The sequence below is a fragment of the Pseudomonas sp. GM80 genome, assembly GCF_000282515.1.
Classification (GTDB): Bacteria; Pseudomonadota; Gammaproteobacteria; order Pseudomonadales; family Pseudomonadaceae; genus Aquipseudomonas.
The window spans coordinates 27225-45509 of the sequence record NZ_AKJD01000020.1 but is presented as its reverse complement, the minus strand read 5'-3'; the positions used below and the strand labels follow the sequence as shown (position 1 = coordinate 45509).

The 18285-nt window shown below is 59.4% G+C and carries 21 protein-coding genes; 11 read left to right on the top strand and 10 right to left on the bottom strand.

Annotated features, from left to right (window positions below; translation table 11 throughout):
* Window positions 1-121: 121 nt before the first annotated feature.
* Complete coding sequence (locus PMI37_RS02680; protein ID WP_008077785.1) at window positions 122-907, top strand: sulfite exporter TauE/SafE family protein; 786 nt, start codon at window positions 122-124, stop codon at window positions 905-907.
* 7 nt (window positions 908-914) lie between these two features.
* Window positions 915-1241, top strand: coding sequence for a hypothetical protein (locus PMI37_RS02675; protein ID WP_008077784.1), 327 nt, complete (start codon window positions 915-917; stop codon window positions 1239-1241).
* A 163-nt stretch (window positions 1242-1404) separates the two neighbouring features.
* Here PMI37_RS02675 and PMI37_RS02670 read toward each other — a convergent pair whose 3' ends face one another.
* On the bottom strand, window positions 1405-1869 hold the full coding sequence (locus PMI37_RS02670; RefSeq protein WP_008077782.1) for a GNAT family N-acetyltransferase: 465 nt from the start codon (window positions 1867-1869) through the stop codon (window positions 1405-1407).
* 208 nt (window positions 1870-2077) lie between these two features.
* Here PMI37_RS02670 and PMI37_RS02665 point away from each other — a divergent pair, with 208 nt between their 5' ends.
* Window positions 2078-2641 (top strand): DUF4174 domain-containing protein, encoded by a 564-nt coding sequence (locus PMI37_RS02665; RefSeq protein ID WP_008077777.1) that lies wholly within the window; start codon window positions 2078-2080, stop codon window positions 2639-2641.
* 150 nt (window positions 2642-2791) lie between these two features.
* On the opposite strand, the gene ampC is transcribed toward PMI37_RS02665, so the two are convergent.
* Window positions 2792-3886: a class C beta-lactamase gene (gene ampC / locus PMI37_RS02660; RefSeq protein WP_443216810.1), complete on the bottom strand. Its 1095-nt coding sequence runs from the start codon at window positions 3884-3886 to the stop codon at window positions 2792-2794.
* Between the two features lie 232 nt (window positions 3887-4118).
* On the opposite strand from ampC, the gene PMI37_RS02655 reads away from it, so the two are divergent.
* A complete protein-coding gene (locus PMI37_RS02655; RefSeq protein ID WP_008077773.1) occupies window positions 4119-4991 on the top strand; it encodes a LysR family transcriptional regulator in 873 nt (290 codons plus the stop codon).
* A gap of 149 nt (window positions 4992-5140) precedes the next feature.
* Here the strand turns inward: PMI37_RS02655 and gudD are convergent, their stop codons facing one another.
* Entirely contained in the window at window positions 5141-6484 is a 1344-nt protein-coding gene (gene gudD, locus PMI37_RS02650) for a glucarate dehydratase (RefSeq protein ID WP_008077771.1), read from the bottom strand.
* A gap of 40 nt (window positions 6485-6524) precedes the next feature.
* Complete coding sequence (locus tag PMI37_RS02645) at window positions 6525-7871, bottom strand: MFS transporter (protein ID WP_008077769.1); 1347 nt, start codon at window positions 7869-7871, stop codon at window positions 6525-6527.
* A 358-nt stretch (window positions 7872-8229) separates the two neighbouring features.
* Between PMI37_RS02645 and PMI37_RS02640 the strand changes: the two genes are divergently transcribed.
* Both PMI37_RS02640 and PMI37_RS02635 read left to right on the top strand, forming a co-directional pair.
* Window positions 8230-8943, top strand: a complete 714-nt coding sequence (locus PMI37_RS02640) for a FadR/GntR family transcriptional regulator (protein ID WP_008077767.1) — start codon at window positions 8230-8232, stop codon at window positions 8941-8943.
* 92 nt (window positions 8944-9035) lie between these two features.
* On the top strand, window positions 9036-9266 hold the full coding sequence (locus PMI37_RS02635) for a hypothetical protein (protein WP_008077765.1): 231 nt from the start codon (window positions 9036-9038) through the stop codon (window positions 9264-9266).
* A gap of 160 nt (window positions 9267-9426) precedes the next feature.
* Here PMI37_RS02635 and PMI37_RS02630 read toward each other — a convergent pair whose 3' ends face one another.
* Entirely contained in the window at window positions 9427-10320 is an 894-nt protein-coding gene (locus PMI37_RS02630; protein ID WP_052635249.1) for a DMT family transporter, read from the bottom strand.
* Between the two features lie 101 nt (window positions 10321-10421).
* Between PMI37_RS02630 and PMI37_RS02625 the strand changes: the two genes are divergently transcribed.
* Window positions 10422-11285 carry a LysR family transcriptional regulator gene (locus PMI37_RS02625; protein WP_008077761.1) on the top strand — a complete coding sequence of 288 codons (864 nt, stop codon included), beginning with the start codon at window positions 10422-10424 and terminating at the stop codon, window positions 11283-11285.
* A gap of 71 nt (window positions 11286-11356) precedes the next feature.
* Here PMI37_RS02625 and trhP read toward each other — a convergent pair whose 3' ends face one another.
* On the bottom strand, window positions 11357-12679 hold the full coding sequence (gene trhP / locus PMI37_RS02620) for a prephenate-dependent tRNA uridine(34) hydroxylase TrhP (protein ID WP_008077758.1): 1323 nt from the start codon (window positions 12677-12679) through the stop codon (window positions 11357-11359).
* A gap of 156 nt (window positions 12680-12835) precedes the next feature.
* Between trhP and PMI37_RS02615 the strand changes: the two genes are divergently transcribed.
* Window positions 12836-13897, top strand: coding sequence for an AI-2E family transporter (locus PMI37_RS02615; RefSeq protein ID WP_008077756.1), 1062 nt, complete (start codon window positions 12836-12838; stop codon window positions 13895-13897).
* On the opposite strand, the gene PMI37_RS02610 is transcribed toward PMI37_RS02615, so the two are convergent.
* From PMI37_RS02610 to PMI37_RS02600, 3 genes are all read right to left on the bottom strand, one after another.
* Window positions 13894-14076 carry a hypothetical protein gene (locus tag PMI37_RS02610; RefSeq protein WP_008077753.1) on the bottom strand — a complete coding sequence of 61 codons (183 nt, stop codon included), beginning with the start codon at window positions 14074-14076 and terminating at the stop codon, window positions 13894-13896. The two genes, PMI37_RS02615 and PMI37_RS02610, sit on opposite strands and share 4 nt — an antisense overlap.
* 101 nt (window positions 14077-14177) lie before the next feature.
* Window positions 14178-14372 (bottom strand): hypothetical protein, encoded by a 195-nt coding sequence (locus PMI37_RS02605; protein WP_016984641.1) that lies wholly within the window; start codon window positions 14370-14372, stop codon window positions 14178-14180.
* Window positions 14373-14602: 230 nt separating this feature from the next.
* On the bottom strand, window positions 14603-14962 hold the full coding sequence (locus tag PMI37_RS02600) for a hypothetical protein (protein ID WP_008077748.1): 360 nt from the start codon (window positions 14960-14962) through the stop codon (window positions 14603-14605).
* Between the two features lie 256 nt (window positions 14963-15218).
* Between PMI37_RS02600 and PMI37_RS02595 the strand changes: the two genes are divergently transcribed.
* Complete coding sequence (locus PMI37_RS02595; RefSeq protein WP_008077746.1) at window positions 15219-16037, top strand: shikimate 5-dehydrogenase; 819 nt, start codon at window positions 15219-15221, stop codon at window positions 16035-16037.
* A gap of 203 nt (window positions 16038-16240) precedes the next feature.
* Window positions 16241-16759: a cupin domain-containing protein gene (locus tag PMI37_RS02590; RefSeq protein ID WP_008077744.1), complete on the top strand. Its 519-nt coding sequence runs from the start codon at window positions 16241-16243 to the stop codon at window positions 16757-16759.
* Window positions 16760-16892: 133 nt separating this feature from the next.
* Here the strand turns inward: PMI37_RS02590 and PMI37_RS02585 are convergent, their stop codons facing one another.
* Window positions 16893-17540 carry a YceH family protein gene (locus PMI37_RS02585; RefSeq protein WP_008077742.1) on the bottom strand — a complete coding sequence of 216 codons (648 nt, stop codon included), beginning with the start codon at window positions 17538-17540 and terminating at the stop codon, window positions 16893-16895.
* A gap of 125 nt (window positions 17541-17665) precedes the next feature.
* Here PMI37_RS02585 and PMI37_RS02580 point away from each other — a divergent pair, with 125 nt between their 5' ends.
* Window positions 17666-18175: a DUF1993 domain-containing protein gene (locus PMI37_RS02580; RefSeq protein WP_008077741.1), complete on the top strand. Its 510-nt coding sequence runs from the start codon at window positions 17666-17668 to the stop codon at window positions 18173-18175.
* The last annotated feature ends 110 nt before the right edge of the window (window positions 18176-18285 follow it).

Below are 18285 nucleotides of genomic sequence, written 5' to 3'. Positions count from 1 at the left end.
AGCTCCTACAGGGGGAGTGGGGGGTTGGGGTATAACGATAGACCGTATCGATATATGTAGTTATAAGAAAAATCGCTATGCTGCGGGCCAGATTTTTCCTGTCGTTTTTCTGGACGGTTTAATGGAATTGGCAAATTTCGGCCTGGTGATTGCCGGGCTGGTGGTGGGTTTTATTGTCGGCATGACCGGTGTCGGCGGCGGTTCCTTGATGACGCCAATCCTGCTGTGGTTCGGCATCAACCCGGCCACGGCGGTGGGTACTGACCTGTTGTACGCGGCCATCACCAAATCCAGCGGCGTGCTGGTGCACAGAAAGAACAAGAACATCGACTGGGCCATCACCGGTTGGCTGACCCTTGGCAGCGTGCCAGCGGTGGCGATGACGCTGTGGTTTCTCAGCACCCTGCACACCGCGCCGGAGGCGATGAACGCCATCATCAAACAGGCGCTGGGCTTCGTCCTGTTCGCCACCGCGCTGGCAATCTTCTTCAAGAAACGCTTGCTCGAATTCGCCCACAAACGCGCGGGTGGCAACTACAACCCAAGCGGTTCACGCTTGAATCTGCTGACGGTGATCACCGGTCTGATCCTCGGCACCATGGTCGCGCTGACCTCGATCGGCGCTGGCGCCCTCGGCACCGTGGCGCTGTTTATTCTCTATCCACTGCTGCCGACCCGCCGCCTGGTCGGCACGGAAATCGCCCACGCAGTACCGCTGACGCTGGTCGCCGGTCTGGGCCATGCGAGCATGGGCAACATGGATTGGGGTGTACTGGGCTTTCTGCTGGTCGGCTCGCTGCCGGGCATCTGGCTCGGCAGCCACTTGACCGGGCGTATCTCCGACGAAGTCCTGCGTCCGTGCCTGGCAACGATGCTGGTGCTGATCGGCTACAAACTGGCGTTCTGATCCGGCCATGAGTGAAACCACTTATCACTGCGATGGCCGTGTCGCGATTTCCGTCGAGCCGCGTGAAATGCGCATGAGCCATTGGCTGTATGCGCCGAAAGTGGTTGATCAGCAGCGCCAGCAGGTGCTGCTGGATCTGAGCGACAGCCTGTGGGATCTGATCGCTACTGCTGACGAGACTCCCGATAGCATCGAGTTGATGTTGCGTAAGTATCCGGGGGATCGCGGGTCGGTGATGGTGAGTGTTGGTCTCGACAGCGGTGAGCTCAGGATCGGCGAGCGGCGAGTCGATGCTGGGCAGTTGCTCGCAGCACTCGACTCAACCCTGAACTGAAGCGCTACCTTTGTGGTGAGGGGATTTAGCGAAACGTCGTCGCGTCCCGTTGGGCTGCGCAGCGGGTCCTGGGTCACCCGACCGGGTCTATCTGAGACTCCGTGTCGGGTGGTTTTGGGGCTGCTTCGCAACCCAACGGGGATGAATCCCCTCGCCACAGGGGTTAGCGGTGGAGGGTGTATTTCATGACGGTCATCGGCAAATCGTCGTAGACGAGTTCTTCAATCACTTCCCAACCCAGCCGTGCATACAGCGACTGCGACGTGTCGGTGTACAGATACAACTCAGGCACACCCAGCGCCGCCGCTTCTTCAACCACACGCTTGACCAGTTGCGAAGCAATCCCGCGACCGCGCTCTTCAGCTTTCACATAAACCCCAGCCAACCATGGCGTCAGGTTCGGGCGCAGTTTCAAATCGTTTTCGATGAGCAACGCGCCGCCCAGTAAGCGTGAGCCTTCCAGTGCTACCACCACACTGGGGATCGCACCTTTGCCACAAGATTCACGCATATGTTCGATGCGGTGCTCAACGGTTTGCCCGGGACGAAACTCGCCCCACTCCTTGAAGTTGAGCGTGGCCAGTTCTGCGATCAATTCGGGGTGGTCGCACAGGTAATCGATGTGCACGCGGGTGAACTCCATTTCATTGGCGAAGCGTCCACCCTAATGCGGTCATAAAAGGTAATCAAATCCGCGTTGCGATCACATCGGATATGTTGCGCAATGTCGCGCCTGTCCTAAGCTTCTGACTAGGCGGAAGATATTTGCCGGGTCGCCCCGGAACAATCGCCACGATGCGCAATCATTAGAGCGTGGATATCAAAAGGAGATGCGCATGCTCATCAGGTCATTGACCCTGACACTCTTGCTGGCGATTGCCGGCCCCTTGTTCGCCGCTGACAACGATTCGCCCATCGCCGGGGATATGGGCCGCGCCCGACCGCTGATCGTGATCGCGCAAAGCACCGTCGACCCCGTGTGGGTCAGCCTGAAAAAGTCGCTGGAAGACCCCGCGAATAAAAAGGGCGTCACCGACCGCAACATCAAGGTCTACACCATCCTCAACATGTCCGGCCAGCTCGACGGCAAGGACATGGGCCAGCAAGACACCATGGCGTTGCTGCGCTCGCTGAAGCTGGGCGCCGGGGCGTACCCGAAAGTGTTCCTGGTGGGCAAGGACGGCGAGACCAAACTCTCGGCCTCAGGGGATGAAGCGAAGGCGGTGGACTTGAAGAAGATTTTCGACACCATCGACGCCATGCCGATGGCTGAGAAAGAAGCAGCCGCTGCTGCCCAAGCGCCGGTTGCTGCCGAGCCAGAGCCGGCCAAAGGCGCCAAGAACGCCAAACCCACTAAACCGGCTAAACCAACCAAGCCGCCGGAAATGCCGGATGATTGATCACGTAAAAGAGCAATGAAAAATGGGCGATCCAAGAAAGATCGCCCATTTTTTTGTCTGCAAAAAGATCGCAGCCTGCGGCAGCTCCTACACAATCGGGTTTTCACTCGGTCAATGTAGGAGCTGCCGCAGGCTGCGATCTTTTGATCTTTATTCAGCCACAGCGCTGAGGATTTCATGAGCCATCTTCACCCGCTCAGGAATCGGGAAGTTCTTGTTGGCCATGATCACGATGCCAACATCCTTGCTCGGTACAAACGCCACGTAAGTCCCGAAACCACCGGTTGAGCCGGTCTTGTTGATCAATACGTCTTCCGGCTGCGGTTGCGGCGGATTCAGCCACTGCACCTTGTGCGCCTCCATGGCCATTTCCGTCGAGTTGCCGGCGAGCAAACGGTCGAGGCTGATCGGGTAGCGATACATTTCCCAACCCAGGCCCTGGGTCATGTCGCCGACGCTGTAGTAACCGGTGTGCGTGTTGGCGATGGTTTGTTGCAGCAGCGGTTCCAGTGTTTCAGGCCTCAGGTTGGCTTGTACGTAACGCAGCATGTCCACGGCGCTGGTTTTTACCCCGTAAGCCTGCGAGTCCAGCGCACCGGGTGTGACGCGCAGCGGTTTGCCGTCCTTGTTGTAGCCCTGCGCATACAGGCTCATTTGCGCGGCGGGCACGCTGAGGTAGGTGTGCTGCAAACCGAGTTTCGGCAGCAGGGTTTGCATCATCGCTTGATCGAATGGTTGGCCGAGACTTTTCGCGGCCAGATAACCGAACAGCCCAAGGCTCGGGTTGGAATACTGGCGATGGCTGCCTGCCGGATAGATCGGTTTCCACCGCTGGAAATAGCCGAGCATCTTGTCGGCCGAATCCGCGCTTTCCGGGAATTGCAGCGGCAAGCCGCCGGCGCTATAGGTGCCCAGTTGCAGCACGCTGATGTGGTCGAAAGCGCTGCCTTTCAAATCCGGCCAAAGCTGACTGGCCTTGCTCGACAGATCCAGTTTGCCGGTGGCCTGGGCGTAACCGGCGAGGGTGGCGGTGAAGGTTTTGCTCACCGAACCGATTTCGAACAAGGTGTTTTCACTGACCTTTTGCCCGGTGTCTTTGGCGGCGACGCCGTAGTTAAAGTAATGCGCCTGACCCTTGACGGTCAGCGCCACGGTCAGGCCGGGAATGTCCTGTTGCTGCATGATCGGAGTGACGGCGGCGTTGACCAGCGCTTGCAGTTGCGCGTCGCCAGGTGCGGCGGCCATGCAGGAGGCAGCGCCGAACAGCAGGCCGAAAGCGCTGCAGGAAATGACTTTGATCGGGTGGATGGATGACATGAGTGAACCACTCTCCATGAGTGTTGATGGTTTTATCCCGCTACACTGCGGACGATTTCCCCGTCGGGCGGCTGATCAGCGCGGCTAATTTAGTCAGCTCGACGGTGATCGGCAAACGACGAAATTTCGCACGAGCCATTAGAAAAATTTGGGACTGGGCATGATTCGACCTCAATTGCCGCTCAATGCACTGCGCGCTTTCGAAGCCTCTGCGCGCCATTTGAGCTTTACCCGCGCGGCGGTGGAGCTGTGTGTCACTCAGGCAGCGGTCAGCCATCAGGTCAAAAGCCTCGAAGTGCAGCTCAACGTCACTTTGTTCAAACGCCTGCCCCGTGGGCTGATGCTGACCAGTGAGGGCGAAACCCTGCTGCCGGTGTTGAGTACTTCGTTTGATCACATCGCGCAGATTCTCGAACGCCTCGCCGGTGGCCAGTACCGTGAGATGTTGACCGTCGGTGCGGTGGGCACATTTGCCGTGGGGTGGCTGTTGCCGAGGCTGGCGGACTTCCGGGCGAAACATCCGCTTATAGATCTGCGGCTGTCGACCAATAACAACCGCGTGGATGTGGCGGCGGAGGGGCTGGATTATGCGATCCGCTTTGGCGCCGGGGCTTGGCACGGTATCGAAGCGACACGTTTGCTCGATGCGCCGCTGTCAGTGTTGTGCGTGCCGGAAATCGCCCGGCAGTTGCATACGCCAGGCGATCTGCTGCAGCAGACGTTGCTACGTTCGTATCGAACTGATGAATGGCCGGAATGGTTTCACGCCGCCGGGTTGGCGGCTCAGGCCGCACCGCCACAGAGCATCGTCTTCGACTCGTCGCTGGCGATGATGGAAGCGGCGTTGCAGGGCAGTGGGGTGGCGCTGGCACCGCCGCTGATGTTCGCCCGGCAACTGGCGGCGGATGCGATTCGTCAGCCGTTTGCGATTGAAATCACCACCGGCAGTTACTGGTTGACGCGGTTGCAGTCACGGCTTGAAACAGCGGCGATGCTCGCATTCAAAAACTGGCTGCTGCAGATCTCTGTCTGACTCACATCGTCCCTGTGGGAGCTGGCTTGCCAGCGATAGGGCCGGCACGGTCAACATCGATGTCGGCTGACCCACCGCTATCGCTGGCAAGCCAGCTCCCACAGGTTCATTTGTCAAAATACAAAATCTGATTCAACCCAGGCTAGTGTTCAACGCACCAAACACGGCCGCTTGTTATCGAACTTCCACCCCGGGATCAGAAACTGCATTGCCACGCTGTCATCCCGCGCGCCGAGGCCCATGCCTTTATACAGTTCGTGAGCCTTGGCCACTTGGTCCATGTCCAGTTCGACACCCAGCCCCGGTTTTTTCGGCACCTGCACGCAGCCATCGACAATTTGCAGCGGCGCCTTGGTCAGGCGCTGGCCGTCCTGCCAGATCCAGTGGGTGTCGATCGCGGTGATGTCGCCCGGTGCGGCAGCGGCGACGTGGGTGAACATTGCCAGTGAGATATCGAAGTGATTGTTGGAATGCGAGCCCCAGGTCAGGCCCCACTCGTGGCACATCTGCGCGACACGCACCGAACCCTGCATGGTCCAGAAATGCGGGTCGGCCAACGGAATGTCCACCGACTGCAACTGGATCGCGTGACCCATTTCGCGCCAGTCGGTGGCGATCATGTTGGTCGCGGTTTTCAGCCCCGTGGCACGGCGAAATTCGGCCATCACCTCGCGCCCGGAATAGCCGTTTTCCGCGCCACACGGGTCCTCGGCATAGGCCAGCACCTGATGCTGGTCGCGGCACAAACGGATGGCTTCTTTCAGTGACCACGCGCCGTTCGGATCGAGGGTGATGCGCGCCTCGGGGAAGCGTTCGGCGAGTGCCGTCACCGCCTCGATTTCCGCATCGCCGCTGAGCACGCCGCCCTTGAGCTTGAAGTCTTTGAAACCGTACTTGGCATGGGCCGCTTCGGCGAGGCGTACCACCGCTTCGGCAGTCATCGCCTGCTCATGGCGCACGCGGAACCAGTCGTTGTCGGCGTCTGGTTCGCTGCGGTAGGCGAGGTCGGTTTCGCGCTGATCGCCGACGTAGAATAGATAGCCGAGCATCTTCACTTCGTCGCGTTGCTGACCTTCGCCGAGCAGCGCGGCAACCGGTACGTCGAGGTGTTGGCCGAGCAGATCGAGCAGGGCGGCTTCAAGGCCAGTCACCGCGTGGATGGTGATGCGCAGGTCAAAGGTCTGCAAACCACGACCGCCGGCATCGCGGTCGGCGAAGGTCTGGCGCACTTGATTGAGGATTTTCTGATACGTGCCGATCGGGCTGCCGACCACCAGGCTGCGCGCGTCTTCCAGGGTCTGACGAATGCGCTCGCCGCCAGGCACTTCGCCGACGCCGGTGTGGCCGGCGTTGTCCTTGAGAACGACGATGTTGCGGGTGAAAAACGGCCCGTGGGCGCCGCTCAGGTTGAGCAGCATGCCGTCGTGGCCGGCCACCGGGATGACTTGCATGTCGGTGATGATCGGGGCTTTGGCAGTGTCGTGTGCGGTCATGGTTTTTATCCTTCTAATTCGCAATCTTTAAAAATGGACGTCAGGCGTGCTTTGGCTCGGCATCGGCCAGAGGAATGTCAGCAGCAGGTTTCGCTGTGGTGCGCGCGAAGAAGACAATGATCGCGGCGATGATCGAGGTCGCGGCCAGGCCATAGAGGCCGCCCTGAATCGAACCGGTGTGTTCTTCGAGCAGGCCGAACGTGGTGGGCGCGACGAAGCCGCCGAGGTTGCCCACCGAGTTGATCAGCGCAATCACCGCCGCAGCGATGCGGGCATCCAGATACGCCTGGGGAATCGGCCAGAACAGCGACGATGCGGATTTGAACCCCAGCGCAGCAAAGCAGATCGCGACGAAGGCGAAGATCGGTCCGCCGGTGGTCGACATGAACATTCCCGCTGCGGCAATCAACAGCGCGGTGGCGACCCACGCCTGCTGGTGTTTCCACTTGGCCGAGAACGAGGCGAAGGCGTACATGCCGATGATCGACAGCAACCAGGGGATCGAGTTGAACAGGCCGACCTGAAAGTCGCTCATCTCACCCATTTTCTTGATGATGCTTGGCAGCCAGAAAGTCGCCGCATAGATGGTCAACTGAATAAAGAAGTAGATCAGGCAAAACAGAATGATCTGTCGGTCCTTGAGCAGTTTGCCCATCGATGGACGGATCGGCGTCGCGGCTTCGCGGGCCTTTTGTTCGTCGTCGATGGCGTTGACCAGTGCGTCCTGTTCGGCACGGCTCAGCCATTTCGCGTCGTGAGGTTTGGCGTCGAGCCAGAACCAGACGAACACGCACAGGCACACCGAGAACATCCCCTCGATGAAGTACATCCATTGCCAGCCGTGCATGCCCAGCCCGTTGATTTGCAGGAGCAGGCCGGACAACGGGCCGGAGATCAATGAGGCCACGGCCGAACCGCTGAGGAAGATCGCAATTGCCTTGCCGCGTTCGGCGCCGGGCAGCCAGCGGGTGAAGTAGTAGATCACCCCGGGAAAGAACCCGGCCTCGGCCACGCCAAGCAGGAAGCGCAAAACATAGAAGTGGGTTTCGTTCTGGATGAACGCCATGCCGGCGGCAACCAGGCCCCAGGTGAGCATGATGCGGGTCAGCCAGATGCGTGCGCCGACTTTCTGCAGGAGCATGTTGGAGGGTACTTCGAACAGCGCGTAGCCGATGAAGAACAGACCGGCGCCGAAGCCGTAGGCGGCAGCACCGATGCCCAGATCATGTTCCATGTGGGTGCGGACGAAACCGATGTTCACCCGGTCAATGTAATTGACGATGAACATGATCACGAAGAGCGGCAGGACGTGGCGTTTCACTTTCGAGATGGCCGACGCGAGTGTCGAATCGACGCCCTCATTCATCCCGGAGACGGAGGTTTTCACTTGGTTTTCTCCCACTGATTATTTTTATGCGGGGTAGGGCTGGGTTGCTGCGTTGTTGATAGACATCATACAACCTGAATTTTTTGTCCTACAAGTGGGTTGGCCCGATTAATTTTCTCTGAATGGTCCTGTTTTTATACTTTTTTGTGTTTGTGGCCAGCGTTTGTTGGTTGTTCTCCTTGTTAAGGGAGCGAATTTTCTCTGCCTACAGTCAAGGTATGGGCTTCGGGTTAAGAAAGGTTTCACGCTCTATTTGAGTGTTGTCATACAAGTTGACTACGTTTTAGCGCTAAATTCAGTCTCGCCAGCCATCCTTGCAATGCTACGATCGACGAGCCCCCGATCACCGGAACCGACCATGCAAGAAGACCTCGACGCCCCCGCGCGCAAACGTGCGCACAACCTCGCCCATGACCTGGTGGAGAAGCTCACTCAGAGCATCCTGCTCGGCCAGATGTCACCGGGTGACAAGTTGCCATCGGAGAACACCATCGTTCAGGAACACGGGGTCAGCCGCACCGTGGTGCGTGAGGCAATCTCGAAATTGCAGGCGTCGGGGCTGGTCGAGACGCGGCATGGCATTGGTACGTTTGTGATCGAGCGTGCCCCGGAGCAGGGGCTGCGGCTGAACGTCGATACGGCGCTGGGGGTGCGCAGCATTCTTGAATTGCGCCTAGGCCTGGAGACGCAAGCGGCAGCGCTGGCGGCGCAACGGCGCAGCGAGCAGCAGGTGCTGCAGATGCGGCAGGCGCTGGATGACTATCAGCGCCTGCTGGCGAACAACGACAGCTGCGTCGAAGCTGATCGGCGTTTTCATCTGTTGATTGCCGAAGCGACCGGCAACGTCTGCTTCAGTGAGATCATGCAGCACCTGGGCAGTGCCATGATTCCTCGTCAGCGGCTCAACGCGGTCGAGCGCGGGGCGGCGGACCTGAGCAAGCTTGGGCAATTGGCCAATCTGGAACACGAGGCGATTCTGAATGCGATCAAGCGTCAGGACCCGGATGCGGCGCGCGCGGCGATGTGGTTGCACTTGACCAACAGCCGCGATCGGTTTTCCGCGCAGGGTTGAGCGCCGTTGGTCTGTTCGATAGCACGGTGTACAACCGGTCGATTCCAAGCTGTACGGCCCGGGTATTCCGGACCTCCTTGGTGAGGTGCGTCATGGCTAACGATTTGCTGTTTCAGGGTGGTGTGTTGCCGACCGACCCAACCCGGCCGATGCCGGGCACGGATGAGCCAACATTGGCCGATCACGATGCACCGCCGGGGATGAGTCCGGGACGCGATCCTTTGAGTGATGCCGATCGGCCGGAAGACTGGAAGGACCCGGGCGCCGATGAAGACGTGCCGCCGGCGGATGAGCCGACGCCATTGTCGGATGATCGGCGCTGATCGCGGTTTGCTTTCGGTAATGTGTTGTCGCTCAGGGCCTCATCGCTGGCAAGCCAGCTCCCACAGGTTTTAGGGTGGACATAAAAATCATGTCTAGCTGCAACCTTGTGGGAGCTGGCTTGCCAGCGATGACGGCATCGGCCTCAACCACGAACGCTGATCAGATTGCTGCTCGGGTAATCCCGATTCGCCGCTCCAGATTCAACGCCAGCACACTGACCAACACCACCGCCGAGCCCACCAGCACCATCAACGTCGGTCGCTCGCCGAGCCCCACCGAAGCAATCCCCATCGCCGTCGGCGGGATCAGGTAGAGCGTCATTGTCGCCCGACTCAAATCCACATGTTTGAGCACATACCCCCACGCCAGATACGCCAGCGCACTGGGAAAAACCCCCAGGGCCAACACCGCCCATTGCACGCGCAGCGGCGCATTGATCACGGTGTCGCCCAGCCCCGGCAGGTAAATCAGCAGCAGCAAGGTGCCTGACCACACCGCGTAGCACGCCAGGCTGAAGCTGTCGTAGCGCCGGGCATGGTGTTTTTGCAGGGCGAAGTACAGGCTCCACGACAGCGCCGCGAGCAAGATCAGCAAACCGTGCGCATCGATTGCGCCCAGGCCTTTGTCGCCGCTGACCACAATCACCACACCGACCAATCCCAGTAACACGCAACCCCAGCGCCAGGCACTGACCTGATCCCTGAAAACAAACCGCGCCAGCAGCGTGCTGAACAACGGGCTCGACTGCGCCAGCACACTGGAGGCCCCGGCACTGACACTCTGCTGGCCAATGTTCAGGGCCACGTGATGCAGGCTGACCGCGAAGAACCCCAGCGCGAACAGCAGCGGCACATCACGCCCTTGCGGCAAGCGAATGCCCTTGAACGCGGCAATCACCGCCATCAACAACGACGCCAGCAGAAATCGCATGAGTGCCAGATGCCCGGGGTCGTACGCCTGCAGACCGATGTGAATGCCGGTCGGCGAGTACGCCCAGCAACCGACGACGAAAGCCATGGCCAAAAGGATTTTCCAGGGAGAAGGGGACGGCATGATCGGCGCACCAGGAGGAGGAATGCGCCGAGTATCCGGGTCGCCGATTGTTCGCCACAACTGACTTATACTGCGCTGAATGTTCACTCAGAGTGATGAATATGGAGCTGGCACAAATTCGCATGTTCAAGGCCGTGGCCGACGTCGGCAGCATCGCCCGGGCAGCGGAAAAGCTGTTTTGCGTGCCGTCGAACATCACCGCGCGCATCAAGGCGCTGGAGGCCGAGTTGGGCGTGGCGCTGTTTTTGCGCGAAGGGCGCGGGCTGCGGATCAGCCCGGCGGGGCAGACGTTTCTGAGCTATGCCGAGAAAATTCTGGCGCTGACCGCTGAGGCAAAACGCGCGGTGGATCCCTCGGCCGAGCCGTCGGGGCCATTGCGTATCGGCGCTATCGAATCGTCGGCCACGGGCCGCTTGCCCAAATTACTGGCGAAGTTTCACAAACGCTATCCGCAGGTGGCGCTGGAACTCACCACCGGCAGCTGGGGCCAGTTGCTCGACGACACCGTCAGCCATCGCCTCGACGGGGCAATTGTTGCGGTGGACGTCGAACGTTCGCAGTTGCGACGCACACCGATGTACCGCGAGGAGTTGCTGTTGATTGCTTCGACATCGTTCGGGCCGGTGCGCAGCATCGAGGATCTGCAGGACAAAACCGTGTTCATGTGGCCGCAAGGTTGCCCGTATCGGGCGGCGCTGGAGCATTGGTTGTTGCGCCAGGGCCAGGCGCTGCCGATTGTCAGCCTCGCCAGTTACGGGGCGATCGTCGGCTGCGTCAGCGCGGGTGCCGGTGTGGCCCTGGTGCCCAAGGGCGTGTTTGATCAATACGCCAAAGGCGCCGGCTGTGTCGGTTTTGAATTCCCCGAACTGACGGCCATCGACAACCTGTTCTACTGGCATGAAAACGCCGGCGTGCACCCGGCGCGAGAAGCATTCGTCGCGATGCTGCACGAAGAATTCACCTGACCCTGCAGGCGCTGCCGCAGGCTGCGATCTTTTGTTTTTAAAGATCAAAAGATCACAGCCTGCGGCCGCTCCTACAGATCGCGCATCAGCAGGCCAAAACGCAGATCCAGCGCCTCCGGTATTGGCAGGTACACCGTATGCCCATCCCCCGGTGCGACGTCGATCGCCTCACCTTTGAGGCTTTGCAGCTCATGCAGATCAAAGTGGAAATTGCCCTGTGGCGTCATCAGTTCGAGGTGATCACCCAAGGCAAAACGATTCTTCACCTTGACCTCGGCCAGCCGCCCGCGCCGCTCCCCCGTCAACTCGCCGACAAATTGCTGGCGCTCCGACACCGAGCTGCCGTGCTGATAATTCTGGTACTCGTCATGCACATGCCGACGCAGAAATCCCTCGGTATACCCGCGCTGAGCCAGTGATTCGAGATCGGTCATCAGGCTGCGATCGAATTCACGACCGGCCACGGCATCATCAATGGCGCGGCGATACACCTGCGTAGTACGCGCGCAGTAGAAGTGCGATTTGGTCCGCCCTTCGATCTTCAGCGAATGCACGCCCATCCGGGTCAGGCGCTCGACGTGCTGCACCGCGCGCAGGTCCTTGGCGTTCATGATGTAGGTGCCGTGTTCGTCCTCGAATGCGGGCATCAATTCGTCGGGGCGATTGGCTTCCTGCAACAGAAACACCTGATCAGTCGGCGCCCCGATCCCCAGGGTCGGTTCCGGCTCGAAGGTCTGGACGATCTCGCCCAGCTGATTTTCCGTGGCCTCTTGCGTCGAATATTTCCAGCGGCAGGCGTTGGTGCAGGTGCCCTGATTGGCGTCACGCTTGTTCATGTAACCCGAGAGCAGGCAGCGCCCGGAGTAAGCCATGCACAGCGCACCGTGGACGAAAACTTCCAGCTCCATGCCAGGCACCTGCTCACGGATTTCGCCGATTTCTTCCAGCGACAGCTCGCGCGACAGAATGATTCGGCTCAGTCCCTGTTGCTGCCAGAACTCGACGCTGGCCCAGTTCACCGTGTTGGCCTGCACCGACAAGTGAATCGGCATCTGTGGAAAATGCCGGCGCACCAGCATGATCAGGCCCGGGTCGGACATGATCAGCGCGGACGGTGCCATCTCGATCACTGGTGCCAGATCCTTGAGAAAGGTCTTCAGTTTGGCGTTGTGTGGCGCGATGTTGACCACTACGTAGAAGCGTTTGCCCTGCGCCTGAGCCTCACGAATGCCGAGTGCGAGGTTGGCGTGATCGAACTCGTTGTTGCGCACCCGCAGGCTGTAGCGCGGCTGGCCGGCATAGACGGCATCGGCGCCGTAGGCGAAGGCGTAACGCATGTTTTTCAGGGTGCCGGCGGGGGCCAGCAGTTCCGGGGCGGCGAGGGTAGGGGTCATGGCAGCGTCGGTCGCAAAAGCGCGGCAGGGTAAGTCAGTGGCGACGAGGCTTTATTGATCTGGATCTATGCTCCATAAACAAAGATGGCACTCGCGCGGATGGCGGCTGACTAAGTGGGGCAGGCGTGCGTGGCGCCTGACTGACATGGATCGGACATGAACGAAAAAAGTCTTCAATTCAAATCCCTCACCGTGCTGCTGTTATTGGTGACGGTGGCCTTCATCTGGATCTTGCTGCCGTTTTACGGCGCGGTGTTCTGGGCCGTCATCCTCGGCATTGTCTTTGCGCCGATGCAGCGCCGGCTGCAGGCGAAATTCGGTTGGCAACGCAACCTGACGTCGCTGTGTACGTTGAGCGTTTGTCTGGTGATTGCGATTTTGCCGGTGATCATCCTCAGCGTGTTACTGGTGCAGGAAGGGGCGACGGTCTACAAGAACATCGAGAGCGGTGAACTCGATATTGCGGCGTATCTGGCGCAGTTCAAACACAGCCTGCCGCCGTACTTTCAGCATTTGCTCGATCGTTTTGGCGTCGGTGAACTCAATGCGCTGCGCGAGAAAATCGTCAAGGCAGCGATGCAGGGCAGCCAGGTGCTGGCCAGTCAGGCCTTCAGTTTCGGCCAGGGCACATTCGAGTTTGTGGTGAGTTTTTTCATCATGCTTTATCTGCTGTTTTTCTTTTTGCGTGACGGTCCCGAACTGGCGCGCAAAATGCGCACGGCGGTGCCGCTGGAAGAAAACCACAAGCGTCGTCTGCAACTGAAGTTCAACCGGGTGGTGCGGGCGACCGTCAAGGGCAATCTGGTCGTCGCGGTGACGCAGGGCGCATTGGGCGGGGCGATTTTCTGGTTTCTCGACATTCCCAGCGCGTTGCTCTGGGCGGTGTTGATGGCGTTTCTGTCGCTGTTGCCGGCGGTGGGCGCGGGGATTGTCTGGGCGCCGGTGGCCGCGTATTTCCTGCTCAGCGGGATGGTCTGGCAGGGCGTGGTGCTGGGGTTGTTCGGGGTTTTTGTGATCGGCCTGGTGGACAACGTGCTGCGCCCGATTCTGGTAGGCAAGGACACGCGCATGCCTGATTACATGATCCTGATCTCGACCCTGGGCGGTCTGGCAGTGTTCGGCTTGAACGGCTTCGTGATCGGGCCTTTGATCGCGGCGCTGTTCATGTCGAGCTGGGCGCTGTTCGTCGAAACCAAGCCCAAGGTGCAACTGCCTTAGGCGCGAAACGGTTCGCTGACAAGCTTTTGCGACAACGCCTGAGCGGCGGGTAACGAGGTGAGCGGGCCGCTGATCGCCTCGCCGTCGCGCATCAGATACCAGCAGGCAAGCAGACCCGACGCCCGAAGCGAGGCGGGAACGGCGCTGCCGATAACGGACATGATTTGAACCTGAGCCATGAAAGTACCTCCATCAATCTATGGAGCTACCTTAGGGATTTGCAGGTTCTACGGACAATCAACGCTTTTGATAGTGGTCATTGATGCCGTTGAGGGCTGCCTCAATCGACCACTTGATCAAGCATGTGCATGACTTCGCGCTCATTGAGCAGGCCTTTGTGCACCAGATTCTCCGCCAGCAAGGAAAGAAACTTGGCGCAGCGATGGCCTTCCAGGTGCTTGAGCTCGGTCAGCGCGCTGTACACCTTGCTTGAGGTGCACAAACCGACGATGCGGTGCGGGTTTTGTGTTGGCATGCGGTCGTCCTTGTTGTTATCAACCTGTTGTTTACGGACGGATTCAGAGTGCGGTTCCGTCATGACAAAGCGATGACCGTTTTGTGGAAATGTCCATAACGGTCAATCCATCATGCCGACTTTAGCCGCTGAAACTGTCCTCACAGCGACCTTGGCGAGATTTTTTCAGACGCTGGCCGACCAACGGTCATAAAAAAGCCCCGCTATATAAGCGGGGCTCTGTATTTCGATTACCAGCGTGGGCCGCCGTAATAGCCATGTGGCCGACCGTAATAACCGCGAGGCGGGCCGTAGTAGACGGGGGCCGGTTGAACGTAAACCGGTTGTTGCACATACACCGGTGCAGGCTGGTAGTAAACCGGTGGTGGTGGCTGCTGCACGTAGACCGGTTGTGGCTGAACATAAACCGGCTGTTGTTGCACATACACCGGGCGATCCTGATTGATCAGTGCCGAGCCGATGATGGCCGAGCCAACGATCGCGCCAAACACCGCCGGGCCTTGCCAGTTGTTGCCGCCATGGGCTTCTGCTTGCCCTGCGACAGCAAATGCACCGATCAGCAGGGCCACGATAGGGAGTTTACGAATCATGATAATTCCTCGGTTCTTCGACCCGGCGGCAGGGCCTGCACCAGGCCCACAGTTGTCGCGGGGATACTTCTAAGACAGCGAAATCGTGAAAATCAGCACAGCCGCTGGGTAAATTTTGTGTAAGGTCTGTACCGGCTTCTTTACCGGGCCGTGCAAGGGCCGCGCAATGCGTTTAAAACAGGCCTCTATGATCGTTCAGAACCCGATGGGCTGGCTAATCCCGTCTATCCGAAAGTGCGTTTGAAGGAGAAGTTTCATGCAGATGAACCCGAACAAAGACACCCAACTGTGCATGTCCCTGTCGGGTCGCCCAGGGAATTTCGGTCTGCGTTTTCATAACCATTTGTATGAGCAGCTGGGCCTGAATTTTTATTACAAGGCGTTCAGCAGCCAGGACTTGACCGGCGCGGTCGGCGGCATTCGCGCCTTGGGCATCCGTGGTTGTGGCGTGTCGATGCCATTCAAGGAGGCCTGTATTGCTTTGGTCGATGAACTCGATGCGTCGGCGGCGGCGATCCAGTCGATCAACACCATCGTCAACACCCAAGGCCATCTCAAGGCCTACAACACCGATTACATCGCCATCGCCCAGTTGCTTGAAACCCATGCGGTGCCCACAGAAACCACGTTCGCCCTGCGCGGCAGTGGCGGCATGGCCAAAGCGGTGGCCAGCGCCCTGCGTGATGGTGGCTACCAGAATGGTCTGATTGTGGCGCGCAATGAGCCTGCCGGGCGAGCACTGGCGCAATCGCTGGGGTACCGCTGGCAGGCCGAACTGGGCGATGAGCGCCCGCAGATGCTGATCAATGTCACGCCGGTGGGCATGGACGGCGGCCCGGAAGCCGGGCAACTGGCGTTCGAGCCTGACGTGATCAAAGCCGCTGATACCGTGTTTGATGTGGTGGCGATTCCTTCGGAGACGCCGTTGATCGTGCGTGGCCGGGCTGAGGGCAAGAAGGTCATTACCGGGCTTGAGGTCATTGCGATCCAGGCGCTGGAGCAGTTTGTGCTGTACACCGGCGTGCGGCCGAATGAGCAGCAGTTTGCGGCGGCGGTGGCGTTTGCCCGCAGCTGATGATGTGTTGAATTGACTGGCCTCATCGCTGGCAAGCCAGCTCCCACAGGTACCGAGTGGGAGCAGGAGTCTTTGGGGCCGCCCCAAACTCTGTGGGAGCTGGCTTGCCAGCGATGAATTCACCTCGGTTTCACCTGCTGCCTATACTGCCTCACCAGCAAGCAAAGACTTGCCCCTCCATAAAAACCGTGCCCGAGGCCCCCATGCATCCGCCTATCCTCAACCTGCACCAGGTCGAACTCGAACCGCTGCCCGAAGCCCTGGCCCCCGAAGGCGAAACCGCCGGACGCTACCAGCAACGCACGGCGCGAATCGGCCAGCAACTGGGCTCGCAAAAACTCGGTTATCGCCTGTACGTGCTTGCGCCAGGCATGCGCGGCAGTCCGTTTCACAGTCATCGGGTCAATGAAGAAATGTTCTACGTGGTGGCCGGGGAGGGAGAGGTGCGCCTTGGTGCCGAGCGCTTTCCGATTCGCGAGGGTGATGTGATCGCCTGTCCACCGGGTGGGCCGGAGAAGGCGCATCAGATCATCAATACCAGTCAGGCTGAATTGCGTTATCTGGCGGTGAGCACCCAGCAGCAGCCGGAAATCTGTGAGTACCCGGATTCGAATAAATACGCGGTGATGGATAACTTCACGGTCGATGCCGAGGGCAATGCCTCAGGTTTCGTCGCCGTGGCGCGGCAGGCGGATGGCGTGGATTACTGGGACGGCGAATAGCACACAGATCCTGAATTGACGCACAACCCTGTAGGAGTGAGCCTGCTCGCGATAGCGGTGTGTCATTCAAAGATGATGTGACTGACACACCGCTATCGCGAGCAGGCTCACTCCTACAAGGGGTTTATGTTGGTTATTCGAGGCGAGCCAGGCGCTCTTCCAGCGCGGCAATGCGTGCTTCCAGCTCTTCGATTCGCTCGACGGACACGCCGCTGCTTGCGCCGCGCTCTTGCGGATTCTGCCGCGCTGCCAGAATCGCCTCGATATCCGCCGGATCGCCCAGTGCATGGGTGTAACGGTCTTCACGTTGCCCGGCCTGACGCGGAATCAGCACCGCCAACCCCCGCGCAATCAAACGCTCAAGCTGATGCAGCACCTGCTCGGCATCTTCGAAATCATGCATGCGCCCGCTGCGGGTCAGCAGTTCGTTAATGGTTTGCGGGCCGCGCAGAAACATCAATCCCGTCAGAATCACCTGCGCCGGCACCAGTTCCAGCGCCTTGTCGACCTTGTGCTCCCAGCGGTCGGCGCGACTGCCCATCACCAGCTTGGCGAAACCGCGACCTTCAAGGGCTCGCAGGCTTTGGCCGACCTGACCTTGAGTCAAGTTCATCACCGGTTCGCGGCTGGTTTTCTGGTTGCACGCCGTGACCAGCGCGTTGAGCGTCAGCGGATAGGTTTCCGGGCTGGTCGCCTGTTTCTCGATCAGCGAACCGAGAATGCGGATTTCCGTGGCGTTGAGCCGAGGCTCGTCGAAGGTGGATTCATGTTCGGTGGTCATCGCGCGTTCCCTCAACAGTCGAAGGCGCCTAGCCTAATCCTTGCCTAACAAAAGGCAAGCCGTGTGGTCATCAAGCATGGCTATAATCGCCTCCTTGTTCCACCCAGCCACCACACGAGACTGCCATGACTATTTCCCTGTACGCCGCATCCGTCCCGGTTTTTCAACAAATGCTCAACGCTTTGAGCGATGTGTTGAAAAAGGCTGAAGCCCACGCCACCGAGAAAAACATCGACCCGAACGCTTTTCTGCAGGCGCGTCTGTTTCCGGACATGTTCCCGCTGACCCGTCAGGTGCAGATCGCGGTGGACTTCGCCAAAGGCGTTTCCTCGCGTCTGGCTGAAGTCGAAGTGCCGAAGTACGACGATACCGAAACCACCTTCGCCGAACTTCAAGCCTTGATCACCAAGGTGTTGGCTTACATCGGCGAGATCAAGCCAGAGCAGATCGATGGCAAGGAAGGCATCGAAATCGTTACCCGTCCGGGCACGCCGAAAGAGAAGCGCTTCAGCGGCCAGGCTTACCTGCTGACTTACGGCCTGCCGCAGTTCTTCTTCCACGTCACCACCACGTATGCGCTGCTGCGTCATAACGGTGTTGAAGTGGGTAAACGCGATTACATGGGCGCGTTCTAAAACTTCCGGCAACAAAAAGCCCGCCAAGGTTTGCGCCTTGGCGGGCTTTTTGTTGGCTGAAGCAAAAGATCGCAGCCTTCGGCAGCTCCTACCGGGAACGCATTCCAGAT